Genomic DNA, 26,801 nt, shown 5'->3' on the forward strand with positions numbered 1-26,801 from the left:
CGCGGTTCCCTGCGCGGTCCCGCATCCGGTGGCCGCACGACGCGCGGCCCGTACCCCGGTCGGCGGGGGTACGGGCCGCGTTCCGCCCGTGTGTTCAGGTGGTGGCAGGCTCGCGGAACCGGTCCGCGCGGGCGAGTGCGTGCTCGACCACCGCCACCAGCACGTCCCGTACCGAGGACCGGTCGCGCGCATCGCACGTGAGCACCGGTACCTCGGGGTCGAGATCCAGCGCCGCCTGTACCGTCTCCGTCGGGAACCGGTCGGCTCCCTCGAAGCAGTTGACTGCGACGGTGAACGGGATCTCGCGCCGCTCGAAGTAATCGACGGCCGCGAAGCAGTCCTCCAGACGCCGGGTGTCGGCGAGGACGACCGCACCCAGGGATCCCTGGGCCAGTTCGTCCCAGAGGAACCAGAACCGGTCCTGCCCCGGTGTGCCGAAGAGATACAGCACCAGGTCCTCGCGGAGCGTGATCCGCCCGAAGTCCATGGCCACCGTGGTGGTGGCCTTGGCCTCGACTCCGGCCGTGTCGTCCACCGGGCGGCCGGCCTCGCTCAGACGCTCCTCCGTACGCAGCGGTCTGATTTCGCTGACCGCGCCCACCAGCGTCGTCTTGCCCACGCCGAAGCCGCCCGCCACCAGGATTTTCAAGGTAACCGGCTCCACGGGCCGCCTGCTGCGGCTAGAGCGCCCGAAGGCCATTGATCACCTCGCGAAGAATGTTCACGTCCGGCAGCTCGGCCGGCGGAACGGGACGGGTCACATGCACCAGCTCGTCCTCGACGAGATCGCCGACCAGCACCCGGACCACCCCGACGGGGAGATCCAGACCGGACGCCAGCTCGGCGATCGACTGGGGCATGTCGCTGCAGAGTTCGACGATCTCCACGTGTTCCGGGGAAAGCGTCTGGTCCCGGCCGGGGTCGTCGGCCGCCGGTTCGGGGACGACGATCGCGATCAGGTCGAGGCGGTGGCGGGACGCGCTGCTGGTACGGCCCCGGGTCATCGCGTACGGACGGACCACCGGTCCCGCATCGGCGTCGTACCAGCGTGACGACTGCGGGTCGGGGGGAGCGGCCGGGGATCCGGGGGGTGTGCCCCGGGACGAGTCAGCCCTCATGCCCGCCCCTCATCCTCCGGCGGGCAGACCGGACGTCCGTGGGGTGTTGGCCAGGTGTGCCCCCACACGCTTGACCATCAGGGTCATCTCGTACGCCACCTGCCCCACGTCGGAGTCCGAGTCGGCCAGCACGGCGAGACAGCTGCCGTCACCGGCGGCCGTGACAAAGAGGAACGCCTCGTCGAGTTCGACGACGGTCTGACGGACCCGGCCCGCGTCGAAGTGGCGCCCGACGCCCTTGGCGAGACTGTGGAATCCGGAGGCGACGGCCGCCAGATGCTCACTGTCCTCCCGGGTCAGGTCCTTGGACGTGCCGGTGGGAAGGCCGTCGCTGGAGAGCACCAGCGCCTTGCGGATGCTGCCGACACGCTCGACGAGTTCGTCGAGGAGCCAGTTGAGTTCGCCGGATCCCTGGCGTGTGGCGTTGGTTGCTGCGGCGTTCGGTGCGGTCATCAACCGTCCCCTCCCGGAGTGGTTCCCTGTGCTGTCTCACCGGGCCCGGTCGCTTCCTCGGCGTTCTGCCGACGGCCGCGCTGCCAGCCTCGCTGCAGCGATGCCATTCGACTGCGTACCTCGTCCGCGTCCCGCTCGATGTCCTCGGCCGGTTCCGCTCGGTCCGGCTCGGAAGCACGTCCGCCGGATGTTTCGCGGAGCTGCGGGGCGAGGTTGGCCTGCCGGATCCGGCGGGGCAGTCCGCCCACGGTTCCCGGGTACAGGGAGGGTTCGGTCGGTGGCATCGCTTGAGGGGCGGCCGACGCGGGTGCGGCGGGCTCGGTGGGTTTCCGGAAGCCGGTGGGCTGCCGGGGTTCGGTGAGCCGCCCGGTGGCGGCGGAGACCCGGGAGTCGCTGGTGGACCGCCCGGGAGCGTAGGAGGACCGGCCGTTGTCGTACAAGGACGCGCCGGTGTCCCTTCCGGCGCCTGTCGGCTCCGGGTCGATGGTCGTCGGGTGCGCGCGGCGGGCCTCGTCGACCCGGCGGCCCCGGTCGGTTACCAGCGTCGGCGGCTTGCGGCGGGGCAGCGGCACCGGGCCGCCGGGGCGCATCGCCCGGACATCGGCCGTGGATCCGGAGATCTGGTCGGACGCCTGCTGGTGTTGATCGCGGTCGGCGTCACGTCTGAGGTCGCGGGCGCGGAAGATGCCGCCGCGTTCGCTCTCGGTGTCTTCGATGTCGGATACTCCGTCGAGTACGGAATCGAGTACGGGGTCGGACACGAAGCCGAGTGCGTCGACCGGCCCTTCGAGCTCGATCGGTCCGTCCAGGACGGTCGGGTCCGCGAGCCCGCTGGGGACCGGAGCGAGTGCGCCGGGCCTGGCTTCGCCCGTGCGATCGGCGGTCCGCCGGTCCGCTACGCCGTACCTGCGGTTCCTGTCGCTGCGCGGGCCCTCCTCGCCGGGCCTGCCACTGCCGATCGTCTTCTCGGCCCGTCGGTCGAGGCGGAATCCTGAGCCCTGCGTATCGGCGGCGTCGGTGAGCAGGGCCGCCGGAATGAAGACGACGGCGGTGGTGCCTCCGTACGGAGAGGTCTGCAGGGAGACCCGGACGTTCTGCCGCTGGGCCAGTCTGCTCACCACGAAGAGGCCGAGCCGGTCGGTGTCGGAGAGCTCGAACTCCGGAGTCTCGGCGAGCCGCAGATTGGCGTCCAGGAGGACCTCGGGCGACATGCCGAGGCCGCGGTCGTGGATCTCGAGGGTGAATCCGTTGGCGACGCGTTCGCCGTGCACCTGGACCGCGGTCTGCGGAGGCGAGAACACGGTGGCGTTCTCGAGGAGTTCGGCGATCAGGTGGGTGAGGTCGGCGACGGCGGGGCCGCCCACGCCGATGCGCGGCAGTCGGCGGACCTCGATGCGCTCATAGTCCTCGACCTCGGCGACAGCCGCGCGCACCACGTCCATCAGCTGGATCGGTTTGCGCCACTGCCGGGACGGCGCGGCGCCGGAGAGGATCACGAGACCCTCGGCGTGCCGCCTCATGCGGGTGGTGAGGTGGTCCAGGCGGAAGAGATCCGCGAGTTCGTCGGTGTTCTCGGTGCGGCGCTCCATGGCGTCCAGCAGCGTCAACTGACGGTGCAGGAGCACTTGGTTGCGGCGGGCGAGGTTGACGAAGACCTCGGAGACACCGCGGCGCATGTCGGCCTGCTTGACCGCGGCCTCGACGGCAGCGCGTTGCAGCGTGTTGAGTGCCTGGCCGACCTGGCCGATCTCGTCCTTCTCGTACCTCAGCTGCGGGGCCTCGATCTCGACGTCGACGGGCTCGCCCGCGGCGAGGCGGCGCATCACGCTCGGCAGCCGTACGCCGGAGACCTCGTGGGCGTCCTTGCGGAGCCGGGAGAGGTCACGGACGAGCTCGCGTCCGATGCGTACGGAAACGAAGACGGAGACAAGCAGGGCGAGGAAGCCGAGGACACCCGCGACTCCGGCCTTGATCAGGACGCTGTATCCGGCGGGCTTGCCGCGGTCCTGGAAGCGGTTGTTCATCTCGGTCGAGTCATTGGCCAGCCGGTCCAGGACCGGCGGGGCCACTTCCTGCCAGCGTTCGGCGTCGACCGCGTGGGGGTCGTCGGTGGGGCCGACGGCGACGATCTTGTTCTCCGCGGTGCGCAGCGGCTCGCTTTCCGGGCTCGCCCAGAACTGCTCCACCCGCCGCCGCTCCGCCGCCGGGAGGGCCTCGCTGTTGATCTCGACGAGCAGCTTGCGGTTCGCGACGAGGTCGGAGATCTGTCGGAGTTCAGGGGCGTCGAGCCGACCGGCGACGAGCGCCGAGGCGACCAGCGCATCCTCCCGGGACAGCAATTCACGGGCCCGCGAGACGCCGACCAGAGCACGTAGCCGCTTGTCCAGCACCACGTCTTCCATCGTGTGGAGACTGGTCAGAAAGCGGTAGCAGGGGTCGATGAGACCGTTGTAGAAATCCAGCGCCTGATTACGGTCGATGGTGCGTTTCTCGACCGAGTCGCGAAGCGCGCCGAGACCTTCGACGGCGCTGAGGATCGAATTGAGCTGCACTTCGTCATCGGTGCTCAGGACGTCGCGAATGCTCTTCTGTTGTGCGTTCTTCTTGACGTCCGCCACGACGCGGTCGGTGGCGGCACGTTCGCGGCGCAGCAGGGGAAGGGCGTCGGAGGCGCGGGGGTCCGCGAGGAAGACAAGGGTCTGCCGGCGCTCGCTCTGGACCACGCGGACGGCGTCCTCCAGGGGGTGGCCGACCTTCTCCACGACCGTGCTCGCACCCATCAACTGCTTGGCCTCGCGGCCGGTCAGGTAGGTGGCGAAGACCCAGAGGGCGGTGAGGGAGACGAGCGGCACCAGCAGCAACGCCACGATCTTCCTGCGGATGGACTTCCCGCGAAAGCGCATGGCCTCCCCCAGCTCAGCCCCTCGTGCGAGGGCGGTGTCCCGTCAATAAACGGCGCGAGCCTACTACTGCCTCATAGACAACCCGAAGACATGTCCGGACGATTTTCAGCCGGACTGGCAGGCGCTGGGCATGAGTTGTCCTGGTATTCAGGGAGATGAAGTTCGCGAAAGTGGCAGAAGAGACCCGCCAGAGCGCCCCATTCCCCCACAGGGCAGTTGGCTGGAAGTCTTCGTTCCGTGGGGGATCGAGGGAATCTTCACGACGATTCGCTCGTCTGTCTGTACGAGCGTCGGCGCGGGGCAGGGGATGACGGAGAGGGTCTACGGCGAGGCGATCCGGCCCACTGTAGTAGAAAGGGCGCATGCCGGGCAGAAACCCTGAAGTCGGACAGCGGTGGGGAGTTGAAAGTCCTTGGACACGGAAGAGCGTCGGAACACCGGGGCGCCGACGGCGGGCGGGGCACGGATCCCGCGGCAGTCGTTGTGGGTGGAGGAGCCCGCGGTACGGCGACGCATGCCGGATCCGGTGCGCACGTCGGCTGTGCGCGCCGTGCTCATCATGTCGTTGACGATCATCCAGGCCATGGTGGCGTTCCTGGCCACACTGACCGGGTCGTGGCTTGCCTTCCCGATGGTGCTGAGCAGCGTGGGCAGCACGGTGGTCGCGACTTGGTCGGTGCTGGACGTGTGGGTGACCCGCCAGGTCTGGAATCAGCGCCATGGCGTGGTGTCCATGCCCAGCAGCTCGGCACGGCAGCTGCGCCGCGAGCGGCGTGCGGCCCGTCGGGCGGCGAGAGCCGCGGACCGGGAAGCGGCTCGGATACGCCGCCGGGGCGCGGGCAGCCTGTCACGGGCTTGACCGTGCGTGCCCCGGCGGAACCTCGGAGCCCTCTGGGCCTTTCTTTCGGATCACTCCGGGCTCGCGGCATGATCCGAAAGACAGGCGCTAACCGGCCGGCGTCCGGGCACTCCGGGGTGGCTCGGAGGCATAGGGTGCGTCGACGGCTTCGGATGCCTCCGGTGCGTCGGGCGTCGTCGGTGTGCGCTTGAACATGCGGGTCGCGGTGATCTCTCCGTGCACCGTCTCACCGTTCGGATCCTGCTGCGGCAAACCGGGACGCAGGTGTTCCTCCACGCTGATGTACTTCAGTCCCGCCCTCAGGTCCGCGTCATTGCGCAACCGGATGACCAGCGGGAATTCGGCGAGCGCCGTGGTGTCGAAGAGACCCGTGGTGTAGAGCAGTTGCACGCCGAGGGCGTCCGACACCGCGCGCTGGAGCTCCAGCAGATACGTGGCATTGGCACGGCCGATGGGGTTGTCGAGGAAGAGCGTGCCCGCGTGGCGGTGCTGGTGGCGGTCGCGGCCCCGGTCGTTGCTGCGCAGCGCGGCCATCGTGCAGTACAGGGCAATGGCCGCGGTGAGCAGCTGGCCGCCGGAGAAGACGTCGCCCATCTGACCGACCGGGACGCGTTCGGCGCGGAGCACCGCGTCCGGCTTGAGAATCTCCACGGCGATGCCCTTGGGCTCCAGCGCCGCCTGTACGCCGCGCAGCAGGAGAGACATGCCGTCCCGCCGCAGGTCGGAGTTCTTCTTGAGGGCGGCGCGAGTGGCCTCGTCGATGACGTCGCCGAGCCGCTCGGTGAGCGTCGCCTGGTCGGGCTCCTCGAAGCGGATACGGAGGAATTCCTGGCCGGACCACTCCCCCAGACCCTCGGGGAGCTGGGAGAGCCGCTGGGCGGAGCGGAGGGTGGTGAGTGCGGACTCCACGAGTCCGCGGAGCCGGTCGACGATGGAGTCACGGTTGCGCTCCAGCTGGACCAGCTCGTCGGTGAGGACGCGGAGCCGGGGCGCGAAGGCGGCGGCCCACTTCTCGGCGTGCTCCGGCAGTGCCGCAGCCGGGAGTTCGCGGATCTGCTGCCGGGCGGGGGTGCGGACCTGCTCGTAGCGGGTGGAGTTGGCGTGCCGTACGAGCACATCGCTCGCCTCGCGTACGGCGCTCTCGGCGGCGGAGAGGTCGGCGGTACAGCCGCGCAGCGAGCGACGGGCCTCGGCGGCTGACTGCCGGGCCTCGTCGAGGCTGCCGGGGTACGGCTCGGGGGCCTCCGGGTCGTCGTCGGCGCCGTGGTCCCTGAGGAGGTCGCGCAGCAGGGCGGCGGTCTCGTCGAAGCCTCCGGCGGATGCCTCGGCGGTGCGGTGGGCGTGGAGCAGTTCGGCGTGGGCGGCGCGGGCGGTGTCCAGGCCGCCGGTGGCGGTGCCGAGTTCGGCCGTGGCGGTACGCAGGAGGGTCTGGGCCTGCTCGGCGTCGGCGGGCACCAGCTCGTCGGGGAGCTCGGTGTGGTGGGTCTCGCCGTCGACCGGGGCGAGACGCTCGGCCTCGCCGCGCAGCCTGCCGAGCTGCTCGCTCGCGGTGGAGGCGCGGGTCTCCAGGAGCTGGACCAGGGATTCGGCGCGGGCGGCGGCCGCCTGGCGGGACGGGCCGTCGGCGCCGTCGGTGCCTTCGAGAAGCTGAGCGGCGCGGGTGCGGACCTTGTTGGTGAGCCGGTCCAGTTCGGCGAGGGCGGCGCTTTCGTCGCTCTCGGCACGGGCCTGTTCGGCGCGCAGGTCGGCGCCGACGCCCACCTTCTCGTACAGCTGGGATGCGGCCCGGTAGGCCTCGCGCAGAGCGGGGAGGGCGGGGCGCGGGGCGTCGCCCTCGGGCTCCGGGAGGTTCTCCGGGGCGCCTGCGATCTCGGCACGTTCGGCGCGCAGGGCCCGGGCGGTGCGGCGGGCGTCGTCGGCGGCGCGCTGGGCGGCCCTGCGGTCCTCGTCGGCGGCGCGGGCCCGCTCCAGGCAGACGGTGGCGCGGGCCTCGGACTCGGCCGCCTCGTCGACCAGTTCACGCAGTCGTGCTTGCCAGCGCGAGCGTTCGCGCAGCCGGTGGGCCAGGCCTGCGAGGGCGTCGGCGACGCGGCGGCCACGTTGGGCGGCCTCCTGGCGCTCGTCGCGGACGCGGGCAGTGTCCGCGGCGGCTTCGTCGGCCTCGGCGCAAGCCGTACGGGCCTCGGCCAGCACGGCCTGGGCCATCTCGGCGGCCGTGCGGGCGGTGCGGGCTGCCTCGGCGAGTTCGGCGAGCATGCCGGGCGGGCAGTCGGCGCGCCAGGAGCCGATGCGGGCGGCGAGGGACCGGTCTCCGGCGAGGCGGGCCGCGAGCGTGCGGATGTCCTCGTCGCGGTCGGCGGCCCGGCTCCGCAGCGCCTGGCGTTCCTCGTCGGCGGCGTGCTCGTCATGCATCGCCGGGTTCGGCGGGACGAGGAACACCCCGTCGCTGCTGGAGGAGGAGCCGGTGCCAGGGGCAGGTACGGGGGCGAGCAGTGCGGCGGTCGTGCCGACGGCAACGGCGGAGCGCGGCAGCAGAGCGGCGGCGCCCAGGACTTCGCGGGCGCGGGCGTGCGAGTCGACGTCGGTGATGATCACGCCGTCGACGAGCGCGGGGCGCGCGGCGAGCACCGCCGCGTGGTCGGCGGGGTCGACGGCCTGGGCGAGGTAGCGCCAGCCGGGCAGGGCCGGGATGCCGTGCTCACCGAGATATTCGACGGTGGCGAGCACGTCGGGTCCGGGCGGCAGCAGTCCGCCGTCGCCGAGTGCGCCGAGGATGCGGGAATCGTCGGCCGCGGCGGTGCGCAGTTCGAAGAGGCGGCGCTCGGCGGTGGCGATGCCCTCGTCGAGCAGCTCCCTCAGCTCGTCGGCGCTCCGGTCGAACTCCGCTACGGTGAGCGGTTGTTCGGCGACCAGAGAGTTTTCGCCGGTGGCATGTGCATGGCCGGCGGCGGCCTGCCGGTCGGAACCGGCACTGGCGGTGCCGGAACCTGCACCCGTACCCGCGCCGTCCTTCGACGCCGTGCCGTGCGGTGCGGTGGTGCCTGACGCGGTGCCCGGTTCATCACCGGCGGCTCCGCGACGGGGCCGGGGCACGCCGGTACCGTGCGCCGAGGGGAGGCCCAACAGGTCGGCGAGGCGGCGGTCGGCGGCGATCGACTCGGCGGCCCTGAACTCGGCCTCGTACGACTGTTCCGCCGCCTGCGCACCGTCCGCGGCGCGCGCCGCGGCGAGCTCGGCGCGGCTCTCGGCGGCAGCCGCTTCCCTGGCCCGGTCGGCCGCGGCTCCGGCCGCTTCCCTCGCGGCGTTCCAGGCGGCGACGGTGGACTGCTCGGCGTCGCTCGCGGCGAGGGCGGCGCGCGCCGGGTCGGCGTCCGGCGCGGTGTTGTCGAGCCAGCCCGCCCGTACCGCCTCGGCGGTCTCCTGCTCGACCTCGGCGAGGCGCTGGCGCAGATGTCCGGCCTCGCTGCGGGCGCGCTGGGCCTCGGTGGCAGCGCTGGTGGCATCCCTGTGGGCTGTCTCGCCCGCGGCCTGGAGGATGTCGGAGCGCTCCTCCTCCTCGTTGGCCACCTGCTCGCCGGCTTCCGCGGCGGTGTGCAGAGCGCGTACGAGATCGGCGGCGGCGGTGGCCCGGGCGGCGAGCGCGGGGGCGGCGTCGCGCTCGGCCTCGCGGATGGCGACGGCGACGCGCGCGGACCGGTCTGCGGCGGCGCGGTGGCGGAGCACGGCTTCAGCGGCCTGCCAGGCGGAGTGCAGGGTGCGGGCGTCGACCAGCTCGCGACGCTGGGCGGCCGCGCCCTTCTCGGCCGCGGCCAGAGCCAGGGAGGCGTGCCGGTAGGCCAGTTCCGCGGCGATGAGGGCGCTGCGGCTGCGGGCCTCCTCGGCGGCGGTGACGGTGTGGGCGGCGCCCGTCACCTGCTGGGCGAGGTCGGCGGTGCGTCCGCGCTCCTGGGCGGCCCGGGCGGAGAGCCTGAGGGCGAGGGTGCGGGTGCGGCGTTCGGCGCCCGCGTGGATGCCGCGGGTCCGGGAGCGGGCGCCCGTGGCCTCGACGATCCGGCTGAGCAGGTCGACGGAGCCTGCGGTGAAGTCGCGTTCCGCGGTGAGTTCGGCCCGGCGGCCCAGCTTGTTGCCGAAGCCGCTGACCAGGTCGGCGAGTCCGTCCGTGTCGCGGGTGTCCGTGACGGCGCGGAGCAGCAGGTCGGTGAAGTCGGAGTCCTTCTTGACCGCGAAGAGTCCGGCCGCCTCACCCTCGTCGGCGTTCATCTCACGCTGGTAGCGGAAGAGTTCGGGGTCGAGGCCGAGGTCGCCGAGGTGCTCGTTCCACCGGTCGTGGATCTCTTCCCAGTGCACATCGAGGTGCTGGTAGAACTTGCCCGCATCCGTGAGGGCGTCCCGGAAGCCCTTCATGGTGCGGCGCCTGCCCTGGGCGCCGGAGGCGCCTTCGACGGGGCGACCCACGGAGGTGGCCTCGGCGACCGGCAGCGAGTCGAGGCTGAGCCCGGGGCCGGGGCGGAAGGAGTACCAGGCCTCGGCGAACTTCCGCGGGTCGTTGGAGACCTGCCGTCCGCGCCACTCGCTGACCTTGCCGACGACGACGCACTCGCCGGTGAGGGTGTGCTGCCACTCCAGGGCGACATGACCGCAGTCGTCGGCGAGCAGGAACTTGCGCAGTACGCCGGAGCTGGCGCCACCGAGGGTGTTGCGGTGGCCGGGCAGCATCACGGAGAAGATCAGCTTCAGCAGGACGGACTTGCCGCCGCCGTTCTCCAGGAAGAGCACACCGGCGGGCGCCGGGCGGCGCGGCGGGCCGACCGGTTCCTCCTCGAAGAACTCCGCCTGGGCCGGGGCGGGGTTGGGCACGGGCTCGCCGACTCCGCGCAGGTCAAGCACGGTGTCGGCGTAGCGCGCACCGGCAGGCCCGATGGAGTAGAGGCGGACCCGGGACAGCTCGTACATGGCGGCGGACTCTCGTCGTTCGGAAAGCAGGAGTGGGGCGGCGGTGGGGGTGCTCAGGCGTGGAAGGGCAGACCGGCGTCGGCCGCCAGCTCCAGGTCGTCGCCGTCGGGCGGCGGCAGCAGCGTCGCCGTTCCGTCGGTGACGGGAACGACGCCGAGTTCGAGGAGTTCGGCCATGGCGGAGGCGCCCGCCATGTCGCGTACCTGCAGCTGGTAACGGGCGGTGGTGCGGAAGGCTCCTCCCGCGTCGTCCCCGGTGCGATGAAGGAAGCCGGAGTCCGTGAGGAAGGCGACGGCCTTGCCGACGATGCCGGTGGTGGATCCGGCCAGCCGCCGGGCGTCCTTCGTCGCGCCGGTGGAGCTGCGCCGGGCATAGATCCGCCAGGCCGCCTCCAGCCCGGGGGCGTCGGTGGCCGGGTCGGTGTTGTCGCCGCGTTCCTCGGCCCGCTCCTCCAGTCGGTGGCAGGCCTGGCGTACGAACGCGTCGATGCCGTTGACCGTGATCCGGCCGATGTACGCGTCGTCGGCGAGGTCCTCGGGGCGCGGGAAGGCCATGGCCGCGACGGCGAGGTGGGCCAGCCCGTGCAGGAAGCGGTCGGCGGAGTCGGAGGAGGCGCGGCGGGCGTAGTCGCCCATGCGGACGGCGAAGACGGAGTCCTCACCCGCTGTCACGGCCATGCCGGCCCGGGTGGAGACCTCCAGGACGACGAGACCGAGTCCGGTGGCCACGGCGTCGGCGAGCCGGGCGAAGGGTGTCTCCTCCCGGTAGCGCCGGAGGAGCTCTGCGTATTCGGCGTCGCGGGCGGGCAGCAGCTTGGGCTGCAGCCCGAAAGCGACGAGCCGGGCGGCGTCGGCCGCGTCGGCCGGGGTGACGGCGGCGGGTGCCGTCGGCTCGTGGGCGGCGTCGCCCTCGGTCGCGTACCCGGCGGTCGCGTACCCGGCGGTCGGCTCACTCCACGCGTCGGTGTGCTCTGCGCGGTGGTCGCTCACGACGGTCGCTCCTCGGTGCGGGATCTCGGTGGTACGGGGTGGCCGGCGCCGGCTCTCACGGCGTCCGTACGGAAGGGTGCGGGCGGGACCACGCATCCTGAGGTGGCGGCCCGGGGCCGACGGTGATCAGGGCCGGGTCGGGGCCGGTGCCCTCGCCCGTTCATGAGGCCTCCGAGCGGTCGGCAGCCATGCCGGCCGCGTCCAGCAGGGCCATGCCCACGATCAGGTCCGCGCCGCCGAACTCCGGGTCGTCGAGCCGGGTCCCGTCGTCGACGGCGAACAGCAGACGTCGCTCACCCTGCCGGTACGCGGTGCCGACCGGCGGGGACGCGGCGTGCACCGCGAGCAGCGCGACCAGGTAGGGCAGATCCGGATCGCGCCGCCGGGCCTCGGCGAGGAGCCCGGAGAGCCGGCGCGGCGCGTCGTGCTCCAGATCGAGGAGTTCCATGGCGTCGGCCAGTTGCTCCTCGCTGAACCTGCTGTCGTCCGGGGTGGCGATCAGATCGGGTTCGGGCATCTCCGCGCCCAGGTGCTCCCGCTCCAGGGGCGGGGTGAGCAGCATGTCGACCAGGTCACCCACCCGTACCGATGTCGGCGTGCGCAGCCCCGTGCCGTGGGCGAAGAACGCGTCGGTGACGCGGATGGCCTGTTCGACAGGGAGCGGCAGCAGCGGGGCGACCAGCTGACCGTAGAGATCGAGGCCGGTACGGGCGGTGGGGGCGGCGAACGCCTGCCGGTCCTGCTCGGCCCGGAACAGTGGTCCGGCCTCCAGCAGGCGGGACTGAAGCTGGGTGTGGCGGCGGATGCAGTCCTTGACGATGTCGACGAGTTCGGCGGCCCGGCGCTTGTGCTCGGGGTCCTCGGCCTCGTCCCGGGCCTTGCGGATGTTGGTGAGGATCGCGTTCTCGTGGCGGTAGCGGTCGGCGACGTGGTCCAGTGCCTCGGCAATCATGTCGGGCACGGCGTTGAGCCAGTCGACAGACCTGACGTTGCGCCGGGTCGCCTCCAGCGTCCTGCGGAGCGTCTCCGCGTACTGCACGGTGCGGTAGCGAGCCTGTTCGGCGGCGAGCTGCGCGTCGGCGAGGCGGCCCCGGCTGATCAGGACCTCCAGCTTCACCTCGGCGGCGATCTGGGCGCTGGTGACGTCCGTGTCGAGGGCGCCGACCAGGACGTTGACCGCTTCGTCGGTGGCCCTCAGATAGACGCTGCCGCCGTAACCGGGGACCTCTTCGATCAGCTTGAAGTCGTAGTCCCTGCGGACATACACCCCGTCGGGGCCGAATGTGCCGTACACCGCACGGAAGCCGCGGTCCACGCTTCCGACGTTGATCAGGTTCTCCAGCACCCAGCGGGCGACGCGCTCGTGCTCCGCCACGGGACGGCGCGGGGCCTGGACGGCGACGCGCGGGAGCAGCTTGGCCACTATCTGCTCGTGGTCGGCGCCCGTGTCGAATTCCATGTGCAACGTGACCTGGTCGATCGCGGCGAGCGCTACCTCCGCCATCGCGTAGACCGTGTACTCGCCGGCCAGATTCGCCTTGCGCACGTCGAGGTCGTGCAGCGGCGCCGTGCAGGCGAGCGCGCGCAGCCGCCGCGAGAGCCCCTCGTCGGCGGCCGGGCCCGGGGCGGGCCGCGGCCCCGCGCTGAGCTGGGGCGCAGCGTTGTCCGTGTAGGCAGGCGAAGTCACGCTGCACAGATTAGGTCCTCACACCGACAACGGTCGAAACGGCGCAGAAGCGACCGGTTACCGCACTCCGTACCCTCCGCCTCCCGGTGTGCACAGGACCAGCACATCGCCGGGCGCCAGTTCGGCCGTATCGCATCCCTCCAGCGAAGTGACCGTGTTCTTCCCGTCGGCTCGCTCGATGTGCTGGCTGCCCAGCGCGCCCGGTTCGCCGCCCGCCATGCCGTACGGGGGGACACGGCGATGTCCGGAGAGCAGCGCCACCGTGACGGGTTCGAGGAACCGGAGCCTGCGCTCGACCCCGCAGCCGCCGTGCCACCGGCCCGCTCCCCCGCTGCCGTCCCGTACCCGGAAGCTCTCGACCAGGACCGGGTAGCGCCATTCGAGCACTTCGGGGTCGGTGAGCCGGGAGTTGGTCATATGAGTCTGCACGGCGTCGGTGCCGTCGAAGCCGTCGCCGGCGCCCGAGCCGCTGGCCACCGTCTCGTAGTACTGGACGCGATCGTTGCCGAAGGTCAGGTTGTTCATGGTGCCGGAGCCCTCGGCCTGGATGCCGAGCGCCCCGTACAGCGCGCCGGTGACGGCCTGGGAGGTCTCCACATTGCCCGCGACGGTGGCCGCGGGATGGACGGGCGCCAGCATCGAACCCGCCGGGACCCTGACATCCAGGGGTTTGAGGCAGCCGCTGTTGAGCGGGATGTCGTCGGCGACCAGGGTGCGGAAGACGTACAGAACCGCGGCCATGACGACGGACTTCGGGGCGTTGAAGTTCCCCGGCTGCTGCGGTGAGGTGCCGGTGAAGTCGACGATCGCGCTGCGGGCGGTACGGTCCACGGTCAGCGCGACCTCGATCACGGCGCCGTTGTCGGTCTCGTAGCGGTACGAACCGTCGTGCAGCCGCGCGATGATCCGGCGTACGGACTCCTCGGCGTTGTCCTGCACGTGGCCCATGTACGCGTCGACGGCCTCGGCGCCGAACTGGTCCACCGTGCGGCGCAGTTCCGCGATGCCCTTCTCGTTGGCGGCGATCTGGGCCCGCAGATCGGCGAGATTGGTGTCGGGGTCCCGGGACGGGTACGCGGCTGTGGTGAGCAGCTCGCGGGTCTCGGCCTCGCGGAACCTGCCGTCCCTCACCAGCAGCCAGTTGTCGAACAGCACCCCTTCCTCGTCGATGGTGCGGCTGAAGGCGGGCATGGAGCCGGGGGTGATGCCGCCGATCTCGGCGTGGTGGCCGCGCGACGCCACCAGGAATCGCAGCCCCGACCCGTTCTCGCCGCGTTCGTCGAACACCGGGGTCACCACCGTCACATCGGGCAGATGGGTGCCCCCGTGGTACGGGTCGTTGATGGCGTACACATCGCCGGGGCGCATCGTGGTGCCGTTGCGCCGCAGCACTTCCTTGATGGACTCCCCCATCGAGCCGAGGTGCACCGGGATGTGCGGGGCGTTGGCGATCAGGTTGCCGTCCGCGTCGAAGAGCGCGCAGGAGAAGTCGAGCCGCTCCTTGATGTTGACGGAGTGGGCGGTGTTCTCCAGGCGCACGCCCATCTGCTCGGCGATCGACATGAAGAGATTGTTGAACACCTCCAGCATGACCGGGTCCACCCGCGTGCCGACGGCGGTCCGGTCGGGGCGCGGGCGGACCCGGGTGAGCAGCAGATGGCCGGTGTCGCCGACGGTGACCTGCCAGCCGGGGTCGACGACGGTGGTGGCGTCGGCCTCGGCGATCACGGCGGGACCGGTCACGGTGTCCGACGGTTGCAGGGCCTCGCGCCGGTGGAGCGGGGTGTCCTGCCGTCGGCCGTCGGTGAACATCCGTACCGTGTCGTGGGGTTGTGGTGTGCCCTCGCGGACCGCCCGGTCCACCGGGTGCGGTAGGTGCCGGCCCGCCGCCCCGGTCGCCTCGACCGACACCGCCTCGACGAGGAGTGGTCTGTCCATGGTGAAGCCGTAGCGGGCGCGGTGCTGGTCCGTGAACGCCCGTGTCATCGCGGGCGGGGTGTTCAGGTCGACGGGCAGGCTCGCGTCCGTGCCGGCGTAGCGCAGGAGGACCCGGGCGCGGGTGCTGATGGCGCTGTCCTCGAGGCCGTCGGCGCGCAGTTCGGCGCGGGTGCGGGCGGCCAGTTCCGCGCAGAGCGCGTCGACCGCGGTGCGGGTGCCTTCGCCGTCCAGTTCCGCTTCGACCGACTGTTCGCGCATGGCGGTGGCGTCGGCGAGTCCGATGCCGTACGCGGACAGCACCCCGGCCAGCGGTGGCACGAGGACGGTATCGACGCCGAGTGCGTCGGCGACGGCGCAGGCGTGCTGGCCGCCGGCGCCGCCGAAGCAGGTGAGGGCGTAGCGGGTGATGTCGTGGCCGCGCTCCACGGAGATCTTCTTGACCGCGTTCGCCATGTTGAGCACGGCGATCTCCAGGAATCCGGCGGCGACCTCGGCTGCGGTACGTCGCGTTCCGGTGGCCCGTGCCACCTCGTCGGCGAGTGCCCCGAACCGCTCGCGCACGACGTCGGCCTCGAGCGGCAGGTTTCCCTCCGGCCCGAAGACCGCCGGGAAGTGCGCGGGCTGTACCCGGCCGAGCATCACATTGGCGTCGGTGACGGTGAGCGGTCCGCCCCTGCGGTAGCACGCCGGGCCGGGGTCCGCGCCCGCGGAGTCGGGCCCGACCCGGTAGCGCCGGCCGTCGAAGTGCAGGACGGAGCCGCCACCGGCCGCGACGGTATGGATGTTCATCATCGGGGCGCGCATCCGCACCCCGGCCACCTGGGTGCCGAGCTCACGTTCGAACTCGCCCGCGTAGTGCGAGACATCGGTGGAGGTGCCGCCCATGTCGAAGCCGATGACCCGGTCGAATCCGGCCTGTCCGGACGTACGGGCCATCCCGACAACCCCACCCGCGGGACCGGACAGCACCGCGTCCTTGCCACGGAAGTGCGCGGCTTCCCGCAGTCCGCCGTTGGACTGCATGAACATCAGCCGGACGGACTCCAGTTCGCCCGCGACCTCCTCGACGTACCGGCGCAGGATCGGCGAGAGGTACGCGTCGACAACGGTGGTGTCGCCGCGCGGTACCAGCTTGATCAGCGGGCTGACCTCGTGCGAGCAGCTGACCTGGGTGAAGCCTGCCTCACGGGCCGCGGCGGCGACGGCGGTCTCGTGGGCGGGGTGGCGGTAGCCGTGCATCAGGACGACCGCCGCGCTGCGGAAGCCGTCCGCCCTCGCGGCTCTCAACCGCGCTGCCGTCGCAGTCAGATCGAGGGGGGTGAGGGTCCGGCCATGGGCATCGATCCGCTCCGGGACCTCGATCACCCGGTCGTACACGGCCTCCGGCAGCAGGATGCGGCGGTCGAAGAGGCGCGGGCGGTTCTGGTACGCGATGCGCAGGGCGTCCCGGAACCCTTCGGTGGTGACCAGGACGGTCGGCTCCCCACGCCGCTGGAGCAGGGCGTTGGTGGCGACGGTCGTGCCCATCTTCACACTGCCGACCCGGTCGGCGGGGACCGGGTCGGTGGGGCCGAGGCCGAGCATGAGGCGGATCCCGGCGACGGCGGCGTCGCGGTAGCGGTCCGGGTCGTCCGAGAGGAGTTTGCGGGTGACCAGGTGCCCGTCGGGATCGCGGCCCACCACGTCGGTGAACGTGCCGCCACGGTCGATCCAGAACTCCCAGCGTCCCGTCATCCCTCCATACTGACGCGCGGCACGGACGACGAGGAAGCGACGTGCCGTCCCTGGGGCGAAACGGCGGCAAGCGCGCCCCGCAACGCCTGGTCGGCCCGCCGGTCCGACTGTCCGCTCGTGCCGCGCGCCCAGTGCCGTACCTCCGCTCCCGCCAGGCCCAGCAGCTGAGGCAGCAGATCGGTGCTCCGCCGCACCAGCCACCCGGTGCCCGCCGTGGCCAGCCAGAGCAACGAGTCGGCACGGCTCGGCGGCGGCTCCTGCGGCTCGCGTCCCGGCGGGGCGCCGAGGGCGAGACCGCGGGCGGGAGATTCGGGGTGGTTCCGGCAGAGCCTCCGCCACGGGCACGGGAGCCGCACGCGGACCCGCGCGGGCCCGGCTTCCCCATGGCCACGCGCGGCGAGATGCCGGGCAGTCGGCAGGGTGCAGTGGGCCACAGCGTTGACATCGGGCGGGAAGGACTCGGTGACGATGAGGACACGCATACCCGTGTTGTCGTCGCGCCGGACGTGACTGGGCAGACTTGGATCTTTCCCCCCGGGGAACGTCCCATGAGCGTGGGACGTCCGTGGGCGGGTACGCCGCGCTCCCCCGAAGCGCTGCGTCCTGCGGTGCGTGGAGCGGGTCAGACAGCGGGTGCGTCGGGCCCGATCCTGCTGCGTACCGCGGTCTGCACCTCGGCCTCCTCGGCCGGGTCGGCGGCCAGTCGGCGCAGCCGTTCGGCGACCCTGATGTCGCCGGTCTCCGCATGGAGTGCGGCGACCTCACGGGTGGACTCCTCGCAGTCCCAGAGGCATTCGACGGCGAAGCCGGTGGCGAAGGAGGGGTCGGTGGCGGCGAGCGCGCGGGCAGCCCGGCCACGCAGATGGGAGGAGGAGGTCTCCCGGTAGACATGGCGCAGGACGGGTGCGGCGCAGGCGATGCCCAGCCGGCCCGTGCCGTCGACCAGGGTCCACAGACACGGTGCGTCCGGTCCTTCACCGCGTACGGCGTCGCGCAGGGCGGCGAGGACGAGGGGGGCGTCCTGTGCTCGGCCCCGGCAGGCGAGCACACCGGCGGCACAGGCGCCGAGCGCGTCGGGCCGCCGGGCCCAGTGCCGGGCCCGGTCCACCGCCGCGTCGCCGCACATCCGCTCGAAGGCGGCGACGGCCGCGTCGGCGACGGTGCTCGACGGACTGACCGCCGCGGCCTCGATGAGGTCGAGCACCGCGGGGTCCCTGGCCTCGGACAGGTAGTGCAGGGCCGCGCAGCGGGCGCCGTCCGGGCCACTGCGGGCGGTCTCGATGATTACCGGCCGGTCCTCGGGACCGGCGACGGCGGTGAGGCAGCGGGCGGCCGGCACGTGGAGGAGACTGCCGCGGTCCAGTCCCTGCTGGGCCCAGTCGAACACGGCCTGGACGCTCCAGCCGGGGCGTGGGCCACCGGGCCGCATCTGCCGCTGCCAGCGGTCGAACGAGCCCTGTTCGGAGGCGGACCTGACCCGGGCGCCGACCTCTTCACGCGGATCGTCGGCCCACAGCCGCCAGGGCCGGGGCTCGAAGGCGTCCCGTACGGCGGCCGCGAGTTCGGCGGCGCCCTCCTCGGTGGCGGGGAACCGGCCGAGGACGGGCACGGCGAGGGAACGGAGCCCGGCGTCGTCGTCACGCAGGGCCAGCTCGTCGAGGGCCCACGCCCAGTTGGCGCCCGTCGCCGCGTACCGCCGCAGCAGGGCCAGGGCGTCGCCGCGTCCGTACGAGGCGAGGTGGCCGAGGACCGCGAGGGCCAGGCCGGTCCGCGAGTCGTCGGTGTCGACGTGGTCGTCGGGATCGCAGAGGTGCCGCTCGATCTCTTCGATGCCGCCGTCGAGGTCGAGATACAGGCGTGCGTAGTAGAGGGAGCGGTTCTCGACCTGCCAGTCGTGACGCGGATCGCTCAGGACACAGTGGTTGAGCGCCGCGAGGGCCTCGGGGCGCGGTGCGGCAAGCGCGTGGAGCGTGCCGTCGCCGCGGCCCCTCTGCAGCAGGCCGAGCAGGGTGCCGCTCGGCGCTATGAACGGATCGAACATGGGAGAAGCCTCACATCAAGCTGTCGACGCAACCGGGACTGTGCAGTTCCAAGTGCCGGGTGGGCACTACGCCGCGCAGCAACATGATCGGCCGACCGCCGTCTTCTGCTTGCTGTAGACCATCTTCCTCTGCCTCTCGTCGGTGGCCCGAATCGGGCCCTCGACGTCATGATGACCCAGCCATTTCGCCACCGCGACCACATTTACGGCGAACCCGTTCAGCGGGAGCCGAAGAGTTCCAGCAGGTCGGCCTTGCCGAACATGCGCGCGGTGTCCGTTGCGGACGGTGTGCCGGCGTCCGGGTCGGCGCCCGCGGCGAGCAGCGCCTCGATCACCGCGCCCTCGCCCTTGAAGACGGCTCCGGCGAGCGGCGTCTGCCCGCGGTCGTTGGCCCGGTCCGGGTCGGCTCCCCGGCTCACGAGGGCGGCGACCGCGGGGGCGTGCCCGTGGTACGCGGCGAGCATGAGCAGCGAGTCGCCCCGGTCGTTGGTGAGGTTCGCGGGCACCCCGGCGTCCACGTACGCGGCGAGCGCCTCGGTCTCCCCGCGACGCGCCAGGTCGAAGACCTTGGTGGCCAGCTCGACGACCTCGGGGTCGGGGGCTTCGCTCATCGGAGGGACCGCCTTCCATCAACGGGTTTCGCTGCTGTCGGCCAGGGGGTGGTACGCCGTGGGGGCCGTACGAGTGAATCGACAGGGTACTGCTCCGCAGCGCACATGCCGCGCCCCGGCCGCGGCAAAGCATCACGTCGCGTGAGGCCGGAACGGTGCGCGGCACCGGAACTTCCGTCCGCACCACGTTCTCCTGTCGGCCAGTCCAGTGAAAAAATCGGGTTTTCACCCAATTACAGCTTTTATCCTATAGATACTTTTTGTGAGCCTGGAAGGACTCATGGTGACTGTCCCCCAAACAGGAGAACCACTCATGAACCTTTCCATGTCTGGCGTCGTCATCCTCGGCATCATCGTCTTCCTGTTCTTCAGGAAGGACGGTCTGAAGGGCTCGCACGCCTTCGTCACCGCCCTGTTCGGCTTCTATCTGGCAGGCACCGCCATCGCACCGAGCATCACGGCGGGCGGCGCGAGCCTGGCCAGCCTCCTGGGCGGGATCAAGTTCTGACCCGCCGCGACCGCTCCCACCCCTTCAGGAGAACCGACGTGGCCCGGCGACCCCTTCCCCGCATTCTGAGCAGCGGCAGCGCTTCGATCACTCGCAGTCGCGAGTTCGCGCGCACGGCCGCCGCCAACGCCACCGACGTCCTCCATCCGCTGATCAGGGTCGTTCGTGGTCTGCGGCTGCTGGCCGGTGCAGGACGGCAGAAGTGGGCGGCGACGCCCAAGGAGCGGCGTAATCCCATTCTGTTCCTCGTCGCGGCCTGCGTACTCGTGGTCGTGCTCATCCCGTACGGACCGCTGCTCGCCCTGGTCACGGTGATGGGCGCCGCCGCATGGAAAGGGCGGGAACGCACGCCCGCGAAGACGGGTCCCGGCAAGGCCCAGACGGGGCGGCTGCAGGCGCTGTACGAGGCGCTCGTGCCGTACTTCTCCGTCGCCGAGGACCCCAGTCCGCTGTTCGCCCACGGCGGCGACTGGGAAAAGGCTTTCAGCGGCTACGAGTTCGACGGCGACGGGCGCGTCACCCGGCTCCACGTCTCGTACCCCGCGTACTTCACCGACGGCGAGGCCGCCTCCCGCACCAGGATCGAGCAGCTGCTGCACGCCAAGTCGGGCCGTGGCCGCGAATACCACTTCGCCTGGAACGAGGAGGGCAACCAGCTCGTCATGAGCGTGCTCGACGCACTGCCCACCTCGATCGCCGCACAGCGCTTCGTCACCGCGCCGGGCGAGACGGTGCTGGGGTTCACCGACGACGACGCGGTGCAGCGCACCGTGCCGGTGACCGACGGGGACACGACCCGGGACGCACCCCCGGTCGTCTGGCGGACCGGCGCCCGCTCCACCGAGCCGCATCTGCTGATCGTCGGACAGCCCGGCGGCGGCACCACCACGCTGATGCGCTCCATCGCCATCCAGGCGCTCCAGCACGGCGACATCCTCATCATCGAAGGCAGCGGAACCGGTGAGTACGCCTGCCTGACCGGGCGCGCCGGTGTGCTGGCCGTCGAGTGCGGACTGGCCGGCGCACTGACCAGCCTGGAGTGGGCGGCCCATGAGACGGAGCGACGGCTGATCGCCGCCAACCGGGCCCGGCAGGCGGGGCACTCCGCGCCCGAGGACACCAGGCGCCCGCTCTGGATCCTGCTGGACCGGCCCAGCGTCCTCGGCCATCTGGCGGTCGCCGACAACAAACCCGACCCGCAGGACCTGCTGCAGGTGCCGCTGCGGCACGGCCGGGCGGCCAATGTCACCGTGGTGCTGACCGACCAGTTCGACAGCCTGGACAGGCTCAGCGAGACGGTACGGAGCCACACCAGGGCCCGGGTCGTGCTCGGCCACAGCTCCCGCGACCAGGTCGAGACGGTGCTCGGCCTGGAGCCGCACACCACCCCGCCCCCGGACGTCCCGCCCGGCCGGGGGTATGTGCGGCTCGGCACCGGCCCGGTGCTGCGACTCCAGGTTCCGGCCACGCCTGATCCGTACGACGACGCGACGAGCGAGGCGCACCGCCAAGCGGTGCTCGACCTGCTGCCCGCGGGGCAGACGCCGATCGAGGCGACCGTTCCGGATCCGGCGGCTCCGGCGACTCCGGCCCCTTTGACCCCGCAGAACGCGCTGACCGCAAAAATCGCCCTGACCCCCGAGCAGATGACGCTCAGCGAGTAGGAGCGGAGAAGGGGCGGGGACGGACCGCGCGATCCGCCCGCGCCCCTTCTGCTGCGCCTCGGCGGTCAGGCGACGAACGTGCGAGGCGCCTCCGCTCCCGCGCTCGCCCCCGACCCCACCAGCTCCGCCGCCGCCGCGAGCCGTGCCGCCGCCTCGTCCGCCACCGGGCCGCCGACCGTGAACGGCAGCCGTACGTACCCCTCGAAGGCGCCGTCGACGCCGAATCGCGGACCGGACGGCACCCGTACCCCCACCCGCTCGCCCGCCACGGCCAGCCGTGACCCCGAGAGTCCACCGGTGCGCACCCAGAGCGTCAGCCCGCCACGCGGCACCTGGAACTCCCACTCCGGCAGCTCCCGGCGCACCGCCGCGACCAGCGCGTCCCGGTTCTCCCGCGCCTGACCGCGCCGGAGCTCGACGGCCTCCTCCCAGCCCCCCGTACGCATCAGCCAGTTGATGGCGAGCTGTTCCAGCACGGGTGTGCCCATGTCGGCGTAGGCGCGGGCGGAGACCAGACTGCGGATCACGTCCGGCGCGGCCCGCACCCAGCCGATCCGCATGCCTGCCCAGAACGCCTTGCTGGCCGAGCCGACGGTGAGCACGGTGCTGCCCGCCGGGTCGAAGGCACAGACCCGGCGCGGCATCTCGACATCGGCGTCGAGGTACAGCTCGTTCATGGTCTCGTCGACGACCAGGACCGTCCCGGCGGAGCGCGCCGCGTCCACCAGGGCCCGCCGCTGGCTCTCGTCGGCGAGCGCGCCGGTGGGATTGTGGAAGTCCGCCACGACGTACGCGAGCCGGGGCGCCGCGTCGCGCAGCACCTGCCGCCAGCGGTTCATGTCCCAGCCGCCGATCCCCTCCTCCATCGCCACCGGCACCAGCCGGGCGCCCGCCTCCCGCATCAGCTGAAGGATGTTGGCGTACGAGGGGGACTCCACCGCGATCCGCTCGCCGCGCCCGGCGAAGAGGTGGCAGATGGCGTCGATCGCGCCCATCGCACCGGTGGTGACCATGATCTGTTCGGGCATCGTCGGGATGCCGCGCTCGGTGTAGCGGTCGGCGATCATCTGCCGCAGCGCGGGCAGTCCGGCGGGATAGTCGCCGTGGGTGTGCGCGTACGGCGGCAGCTCCTCCAGGGCGCCCTGGACGGCGCGGGTCAACCAGGGTTCGGGCGCGGGCAGCGAGGCGCAGCCCAGGTCGATCATCGAACCGAGCGACTCCGGGGGCAGCGGTTCCAGGCCGCGCGCGGGCAGGGGGTTGCCTGCCGGGACCGCGGTCCAGCTGCCAGCGCCGCGCCGGGACTCCAGGAATCCCTCGGCCCGCAGCGCTTCGTAGGCGGCGGCGACGGTGGTGCGGCTGACGGACAGGGCGAGCGCCAGCTCGCGTTCGGCGGGGAGCCGGGCGGCGACCGGCACCCGGCCTTCGAGGACGAGCAGTCGGACGCCGTCGGCGAGCGCGCGGTAGGCGGGGGGCCTGCGGGCGCCGGGGCCCATCGGCTTCTGCTGCTGGGCCTGGAGCTGCCGGGCGAGCTGCGCGGCACTGACGGCCGAAGTCCACTGCGCCATGTAAATCAGTCCACCTTCCTCGGATTGGCCATAGTTGGCAGCCAATCCCCTGCCACAGAGTGTCATGCGGCAGTCCACTACCACCACACGAGGGAGCACATCTTGTCCGTCACCGCCGTCCCCCGCCGGGCACGCCTCACACGGCGGCTGATTCAGCTGTACGTCGGTCTGGCCCTCTACGGGGCGAGCTCGGCGCTCCTCGTCCGCGCCGGGCTCGGGCTCGAACCCTGGGGGGTGCTGCACCAGGGCCTCGCGGAGCGCACCGGGCTGTCCATCGGTGTCGTCGCGATCATCGTCGGCGCGGCGGTCCTGCTGCTGTGGATCCCGATGAGGCAGCGACCCGGCCTCGGCACGGTCTCCAATGTCTTCGCCATCGGCCTCGCCATGGACGGCACGCTCGCCCTCGTCCCGGAGACGCACGGCCTGCCGGCCCGGATCGTGATCATGGTCGCGGGGATCGCGCTCAACGGTGTCGCGACGGGGCTGTACATCGCGGCACGGTTCGGCCCCGGGCCGCGCGACGGCCTGATGACCGGACTGCACCGGCGCACCGGCCGCTCCGTGCGCCTGGTCCGCACGGCGATCGAGGTGGCGGTGGTCGCGACCGGCTTCCTGCTCGGCGGCTCCCTGGGCGTGGGCACGGTCCTGTACGCACTGTCCATCGGCCCGCTAGCCCAGCTGTTCCTGCGCTTCTTCGCGGTCCCCGAGGCGGAGCCCGCCGACAAGACCGTCGCTCCCGCGCCGGGGTCCGGCACCACCGCCGTCACCGTCCGGCCATCGGAGGAGGCCATACTGCCGCAGTGACCTCTGTACGCCACCCCTATCTGGACCATCCCGCGACGATCCCGTTCGCCCACCGCGGCGGCGCGGCGGACGGGATCGAGAACACCACGGCCGCGTTCCGCCGGGCGGCCGATGCCGGCTACCGCTATTTCGAGACCGATGTGCACACGACGTCGGACGGACGTCTGGTCGCCTTCCACGACGTCACCCTGAACCGGGTGACGGACGCCCGCGGCCGGATAGCCGACCTGCCGTGGAGCGAGGTGCGGCGGGCCCGGGTGGCGGGCCGTGAACCGCTGCCGCTGTTCGAGGAGTTGCTGGAGGCGTTTCCCGACGCCCGCTGGAACGTGGACATCAAGGCCGAGCCGGCGCTCGTCCCGCTGATCGACCTGATCCGCCGGACCGATGCCTGGGACCGGGTGTGCGTCAGCTCGTTCTCGGAGGCCCGGGTGGCCAGGGCGCACCGTCTCGCGGGCCCCCGGCTGGCCACCTCGTACGGCGTCCGCGGCGTCCTGGGGCTGCGACTGCGCTCGTACGGCATACCGGCCGCACTGCGCGCCGGAGCGGTGTGCGCGCAGGTCCCGGAGAGCCAGAACGGAGTCCGGGTGGTCGACCGGCGCTTCGTCCGGGAGGCCCACGCGCGCGGGCTGCAGGTCCACGTCTGGACGGTGAACGAACCGGAGCGGATGGCGGCACTCCTCGATCTCGGTGTGGATGGCATCATGACCGATCACATCGAGACGCTGCGCACGGTGCTGAGCGAGCGGGGGGCATGGGCCTGACGTCGGCCCGGCGGCGTCCCCACGGGGAGATACGAGGGGGTGCGGGTTGAGCGCCGAGACCGCCGACACCGCTGAGCCGACGCCGGAACGCACCACCGACGGTGCCGACGCCGCGGACCGCAGACGCGAACAACGTGGCTGGTACTTCTACGACTTCGCGTGTTCGGTCTACTCGACCAGCGTCCTCACCGTGTTCCTGGGCCCCTATCTGACGTCGGTCGCCAAGGCCGCCGCCGACGCCGACGGTTTCGTGCACCCGCTCGGCGTCCCGGTCCGCGCGGGTTCGCTCTTCGCCTACGCGGTCTCGATGTCCGTCGTGGTGGCTGTGGTGGTGATGCCGATCGTGGGCGCCGCCGCCGACCGCACGGGCCGCAAGAAGCCCCTCCTGGGGGCCGCCGCGTATGTGGGGGCGGCCGCGACGACCGGGATGTTCTTCCTGGACGGCCACCGCTATCTGCTGGGCGCGTTCCTGCTGATCGTGGCGAACGCGTCGATCTCGGTGTCGATGGTGCTCTACAACGCGTATCTGCCGCAGATCGCCGAGCCCGACGAACGCGACGCCGTCTCGTCCCGGGGCTGGGCCTTCGGCTACACGTCGGGGGCGCTCGTCCTCGTCCTCAACCTGGTTCTCTACACGGGCCACGATTCGTTCGGTCTCTCCGAGTCCGACGCGGTACGGATCTGCCTCGCGTCGGCAGGGGTCTGGTGGGGAGCATTCACGGTCGTACCGCTGCGACGGCTCCGTGACCGGCGGGCCGCACCGGGCGGTGAGGGCGCGGTCGGCTCCGGCTGGCGGCAGCTGATCGCGACCCTGCGCGACATGCGCCGTCACCCGCTCACGCTCTCCTTCCTGCTCGCCTATCTCGTCTACAACGACGGCATCCAGACGGTGATCTCGCAGGCGTCGGTGTACGGCTCCGAGGAGCTGGGCCTCGACCAGACGTCCCTGATCACGGCCGTACTGCTGGTGCAGGTGCTCGCGGTGGCCGGGGCCCTGGGCATGGGCCGGCTGGCCCGGGTGTACGGCGCGAAGCGCACGATCCTGGCCTCGCTCGTCGTCTGGACCCTGATCCTGGTCGCCGGGTACTTCCTGCCCTCGGACGCTCCGGTCTTCTTCTATCTGCTGGCCTCGGCGATCGGCCTGGTCCTCGGCGGCAGCCAGGCACTGTCCCGCTCGCTGTTCTCGCATCTGGTGCCTCGCGGCAAGGAGGCGGAGTATTTCTCCGCGTACGAGATGAGCGACCGCGGACTGAGCTGGCTGGGGCCGCTGGTGTTCGGTCTCGCGTATCAGCTGACCGGCAGCTACAGAGATGCGATCATCTCTTTGGTGATCTTCTTCGCGATCGGTTCCGTGCTGCTCGCGAGGGTGCCCGTACGGCAGGCCGTTGCGGCCGCGGGGAATCCCGTTCCGGAGCGGATTTAGACGTTGAAGTGAAAGGCCGGTAGTGTACGCCTTTGGCCTGCCCGGAGGACCGTTACTGCGAGTGGAAGAAGCCAAACCGTTGGGTGACAACTTCTGCCAAATGTGACAAACCGGGCATTGTTGGGTACCCAACCCTGAAATAGCAGCGGCACGACGGGCGACGCATGACCGGCAACGGGAATCTTTGCCGCCGACCGGACGTTGACCGGATGACGACGACAGCGACACCTGTCCTGTGGGCGACAAGCCCGGGAGGCACGATTCATGAGTGAGCGAGCTCTCCGCGGCACGCGACTCGTGGTTACCAGCTACGAGACGGACCGCGGCATCGATCTGGCCCCGCGCCAGGCGGTGGAGTACGCATGCCAGAACGGACATCGATTTGAGATGCCGTTCTCGGTAGAGGCGGAAATTCCGCCGGAGTGGGAGTGCAAGGCGTGCGGCGCCATGGCACTCCTGGTGGACGGGGATGGCCCCGAGGAGAAGAAGGGCAAGCCTGCGCGTACGCACTGGGACATGCTCATGGAGCGGCGCACACGCGAGGAGCTTGAGGAGGTGCTGGCCGAGAGGCTGGCGGTTCTGCGCTCCGGAGCCATGAACATCGCCGTGCACCCGCGGGACAGCAGGAAGTCTGCCTGACCGCGCGGCACCGCAGAGAGACAGAGCCGCGGGCCGTGACACACCACCGTGTGTCACCTCGGACTCCAGGGAGTCCAGGTGGCTGAGTGCGTACGGATTGTCGGTGCCTTCCGACACAGTCGCGACGGTCGTCACGCTGCACCCCTCTCGC

General features: G+C 71.7%; 19 protein-coding genes and 1 pseudogene. 7 read left to right on the forward strand and 13 right to left on the reverse strand.

What is annotated here, in order from left to right; all coding sequences use genetic code 11:
• Positions 1-94 precede the first annotated feature (94 nt).
• The 4 genes from AB0I23_RS35545 to AB0I23_RS35560 are packed head-to-tail and all read right to left on the reverse strand — an operon-like array spanning position 95 to position 4,474.
• Positions 95-700 carry a GTP-binding protein gene (locus tag AB0I23_RS35545; RefSeq protein WP_359115998.1) on the reverse strand — a complete coding sequence of 202 codons (606 nt, stop codon included), beginning with the start codon at positions 698-700 and terminating at the stop codon, positions 95-97.
• Positions 681-1,118, reverse strand: coding sequence for a DUF742 domain-containing protein (locus AB0I23_RS35550; protein ID WP_359116000.1), 438 nt, complete (start codon positions 1,116-1,118; stop codon positions 681-683). The genes AB0I23_RS35545 and AB0I23_RS35550 overlap by 20 nt, the downstream gene beginning before the upstream one ends.
• Positions 1,119-1,127: 9 nt before the next feature.
• The gene (locus AB0I23_RS35555; protein ID WP_359116003.1) at positions 1,128-1,571 is read right to left on the reverse strand and encodes a roadblock/LC7 domain-containing protein; all 444 of its coding nucleotides are present in this window, start codon (positions 1,569-1,571) and stop codon (positions 1,128-1,130) included.
• Positions 1,571-4,474, reverse strand: a complete 2,904-nt coding sequence (locus AB0I23_RS35560; RefSeq protein ID WP_359116006.1) for a sensor histidine kinase — start codon at positions 4,472-4,474, stop codon at positions 1,571-1,573. The genes AB0I23_RS35555 and AB0I23_RS35560 overlap by 1 nt, the downstream gene beginning before the upstream one ends.
• A 412-nt stretch (positions 4,475-4,886) precedes the next feature.
• Here AB0I23_RS35560 and AB0I23_RS35565 point away from each other — a divergent pair, with 412 nt between their 5' ends.
• Entirely contained in the window at positions 4,887-5,333 is a 447-nt protein-coding gene (locus AB0I23_RS35565) for a hypothetical protein (protein WP_359116008.1), read from the forward strand.
• 87 nt (positions 5,334-5,420) lie between these two features.
• Here the strand turns inward: AB0I23_RS35565 and AB0I23_RS35570 are convergent, their stop codons facing one another.
• The 7 genes from AB0I23_RS35570 to AB0I23_RS35600 form a co-directional block, all read right to left on the reverse strand.
• The gene (locus AB0I23_RS35570; RefSeq protein WP_359116011.1) at positions 5,421-10,286 is read right to left on the reverse strand and encodes a hypothetical protein; all 4,866 of its coding nucleotides are present in this window, start codon (positions 10,284-10,286) and stop codon (positions 5,421-5,423) included.
• A gap of 53 nt (positions 10,287-10,339) precedes the next feature.
• On the reverse strand, positions 10,340-11,275 hold the full coding sequence (locus AB0I23_RS35575) for a hypothetical protein (protein WP_359116014.1): 936 nt from the start codon (positions 11,273-11,275) through the stop codon (positions 10,340-10,342).
• A gap of 160 nt (positions 11,276-11,435) precedes the next feature.
• On the reverse strand, positions 11,436-12,962 hold the full coding sequence (locus AB0I23_RS35580; RefSeq protein ID WP_359116017.1) for a hypothetical protein: 1,527 nt from the start codon (positions 12,960-12,962) through the stop codon (positions 11,436-11,438).
• Positions 12,963-13,019: 57 nt separating this feature from the next.
• Complete coding sequence (locus AB0I23_RS35585) at positions 13,020-16,634, reverse strand: hydantoinase B/oxoprolinase family protein (RefSeq protein ID WP_359116019.1); 3,615 nt, start codon at positions 16,632-16,634, stop codon at positions 13,020-13,022.
• Positions 16,631-17,116 (reverse strand): hypothetical protein, encoded by a 486-nt coding sequence (locus AB0I23_RS41840; protein ID WP_436847048.1) that lies wholly within the window; start codon positions 17,114-17,116, stop codon positions 16,631-16,633. Before AB0I23_RS41840 ends, AB0I23_RS35585 begins: the two co-directional genes overlap by 4 nt.
• Before the next feature lie 140 nt (positions 17,117-17,256).
• Entirely contained in the window at positions 17,257-18,675 is a 1,419-nt protein-coding gene (locus AB0I23_RS35595; RefSeq protein ID WP_359116022.1) for a HEAT repeat domain-containing protein, read from the reverse strand.
• Positions 18,676-18,893: 218 nt separating this feature from the next.
• Positions 18,894-19,286 (reverse strand): ankyrin repeat domain-containing protein, encoded by a 393-nt coding sequence (locus tag AB0I23_RS35600; RefSeq protein ID WP_345511895.1) that lies wholly within the window; start codon positions 19,284-19,286, stop codon positions 18,894-18,896.
• A 313-nt stretch (positions 19,287-19,599) separates the two neighbouring features.
• Here AB0I23_RS35600 and AB0I23_RS35605 point away from each other — a divergent pair, with 313 nt between their 5' ends.
• Entirely contained in the window at positions 19,600-19,794 is a 195-nt protein-coding gene (locus AB0I23_RS35605; RefSeq protein ID WP_266988092.1) for a hypothetical protein, read from the forward strand.
• A 38-nt stretch (positions 19,795-19,832) separates the two neighbouring features.
• Positions 19,833-21,458 carry a hypothetical protein gene (locus AB0I23_RS35610; protein ID WP_359116026.1) on the forward strand — a complete coding sequence of 542 codons (1,626 nt, stop codon included), beginning with the start codon at positions 19,833-19,835 and terminating at the stop codon, positions 21,456-21,458.
• 65 nt (positions 21,459-21,523) lie between these two features.
• Here AB0I23_RS35610 and AB0I23_RS35615 read toward each other — a convergent pair whose 3' ends face one another.
• Entirely contained in the window at positions 21,524-23,023 is a 1,500-nt protein-coding gene (locus tag AB0I23_RS35615) for a PLP-dependent aminotransferase family protein (protein WP_359116029.1), read from the reverse strand.
• Between the two features lie 102 nt (positions 23,024-23,125).
• Between AB0I23_RS35615 and AB0I23_RS35620 the strand changes: the two genes are divergently transcribed.
• From AB0I23_RS35620 to AB0I23_RS35635, 4 genes are all read left to right on the forward strand, one after another.
• Positions 23,126-23,827 carry a YczE/YyaS/YitT family protein gene (locus AB0I23_RS35620; protein WP_359116032.1) on the forward strand — a complete coding sequence of 234 codons (702 nt, stop codon included), beginning with the start codon at positions 23,126-23,128 and terminating at the stop codon, positions 23,825-23,827.
• Entirely contained in the window at positions 23,824-24,588 is a 765-nt protein-coding gene (locus AB0I23_RS35625; protein WP_359116035.1) for a glycerophosphodiester phosphodiesterase, read from the forward strand. The genes AB0I23_RS35620 and AB0I23_RS35625 overlap by 4 nt, the downstream gene beginning before the upstream one ends.
• 46 nt (positions 24,589-24,634) lie before the next feature.
• Complete coding sequence (locus AB0I23_RS35630) at positions 24,635-26,011, forward strand: MFS transporter (protein WP_359116038.1); 1,377 nt, start codon at positions 24,635-24,637, stop codon at positions 26,009-26,011.
• Positions 26,012-26,275: 264 nt separating this feature from the next.
• The gene (locus AB0I23_RS35635) at positions 26,276-26,650 is read left to right on the forward strand and encodes an RNA polymerase-binding protein RbpA (RefSeq protein ID WP_007262928.1); all 375 of its coding nucleotides are present in this window, start codon (positions 26,276-26,278) and stop codon (positions 26,648-26,650) included.
• 21 nt (positions 26,651-26,671) lie between these two features.
• On the opposite strand, the pseudogene AB0I23_RS41845 reads toward AB0I23_RS35635, so the two are convergent.
• A pseudogene (locus AB0I23_RS41845) lies at positions 26,672-26,785 on the reverse strand (sulfate adenylyltransferase subunit CysD); the annotation flags it as partial.
• Positions 26,786-26,801 lie beyond the last annotated feature (16 nt).

The sequence above is a fragment of the Streptomyces atratus genome (assembly GCF_040655115.1).
Taxonomy (GTDB): domain Bacteria; phylum Actinomycetota; class Actinomycetes; order Streptomycetales; family Streptomycetaceae; genus Streptomyces; species Streptomyces atratus_D.

Coding starts and splice junctions, on each gene's coding strand:
- AB0I23_RS35545 (WP_359115998.1), bottom strand. CDS start 700: ATGGCCTTCGGGCGCTCTAGCCGCAGCAGGCGGCCCGTGGAGCCGGTT.
- AB0I23_RS35550 (WP_359116000.1), bottom strand. CDS start 1,118: ATGAGGGCTGACTCGTCCCGGGGCACACCCCCCGGATCCCCGGCCGCT.
- AB0I23_RS35555 (WP_359116003.1), bottom strand. CDS start 1,571: ATGACCGCACCGAACGCCGCAGCAACCAACGCCACACGCCAGGGATCC.
- AB0I23_RS35560 (WP_359116006.1), bottom strand. CDS start 4,474: ATGCGCTTTCGCGGGAAGTCCATCCGCAGGAAGATCGTGGCGTTGCTG.
- AB0I23_RS35570 (WP_359116011.1), bottom strand. CDS start 10,286: ATGTACGAGCTGTCCCGGGTCCGCCTCTACTCCATCGGGCCTGCCGGT.
- AB0I23_RS35585 (WP_359116019.1), bottom strand. CDS start 16,634: ATGACGGGACGCTGGGAGTTCTGGATCGACCGTGGCGGCACGTTCACC.
- AB0I23_RS41840 (WP_436847048.1), bottom strand. CDS start 17,116: ATGCGTGTCCTCATCGTCACCGAGTCCTTCCCGCCCGATGTCAACGCT.
- AB0I23_RS35595 (WP_359116022.1), bottom strand. CDS start 18,675: ATGTTCGATCCGTTCATAGCGCCGAGCGGCACCCTGCTCGGCCTGCTG.
- AB0I23_RS35600 (WP_345511895.1), bottom strand. CDS start 19,286: ATGAGCGAAGCCCCCGACCCCGAGGTCGTCGAGCTGGCCACCAAGGTC.
- AB0I23_RS35605 (WP_266988092.1), top strand. CDS start 19,600: ATGAACCTTTCCATGTCTGGCGTCGTCATCCTCGGCATCATCGTCTTC.
- AB0I23_RS35615 (WP_359116029.1), bottom strand. CDS start 23,023: ATGGCGCAGTGGACTTCGGCCGTCAGTGCCGCGCAGCTCGCCCGGCAG.
- AB0I23_RS35635 (WP_007262928.1), top strand. CDS start 26,276: ATGAGTGAGCGAGCTCTCCGCGGCACGCGACTCGTGGTTACCAGCTAC.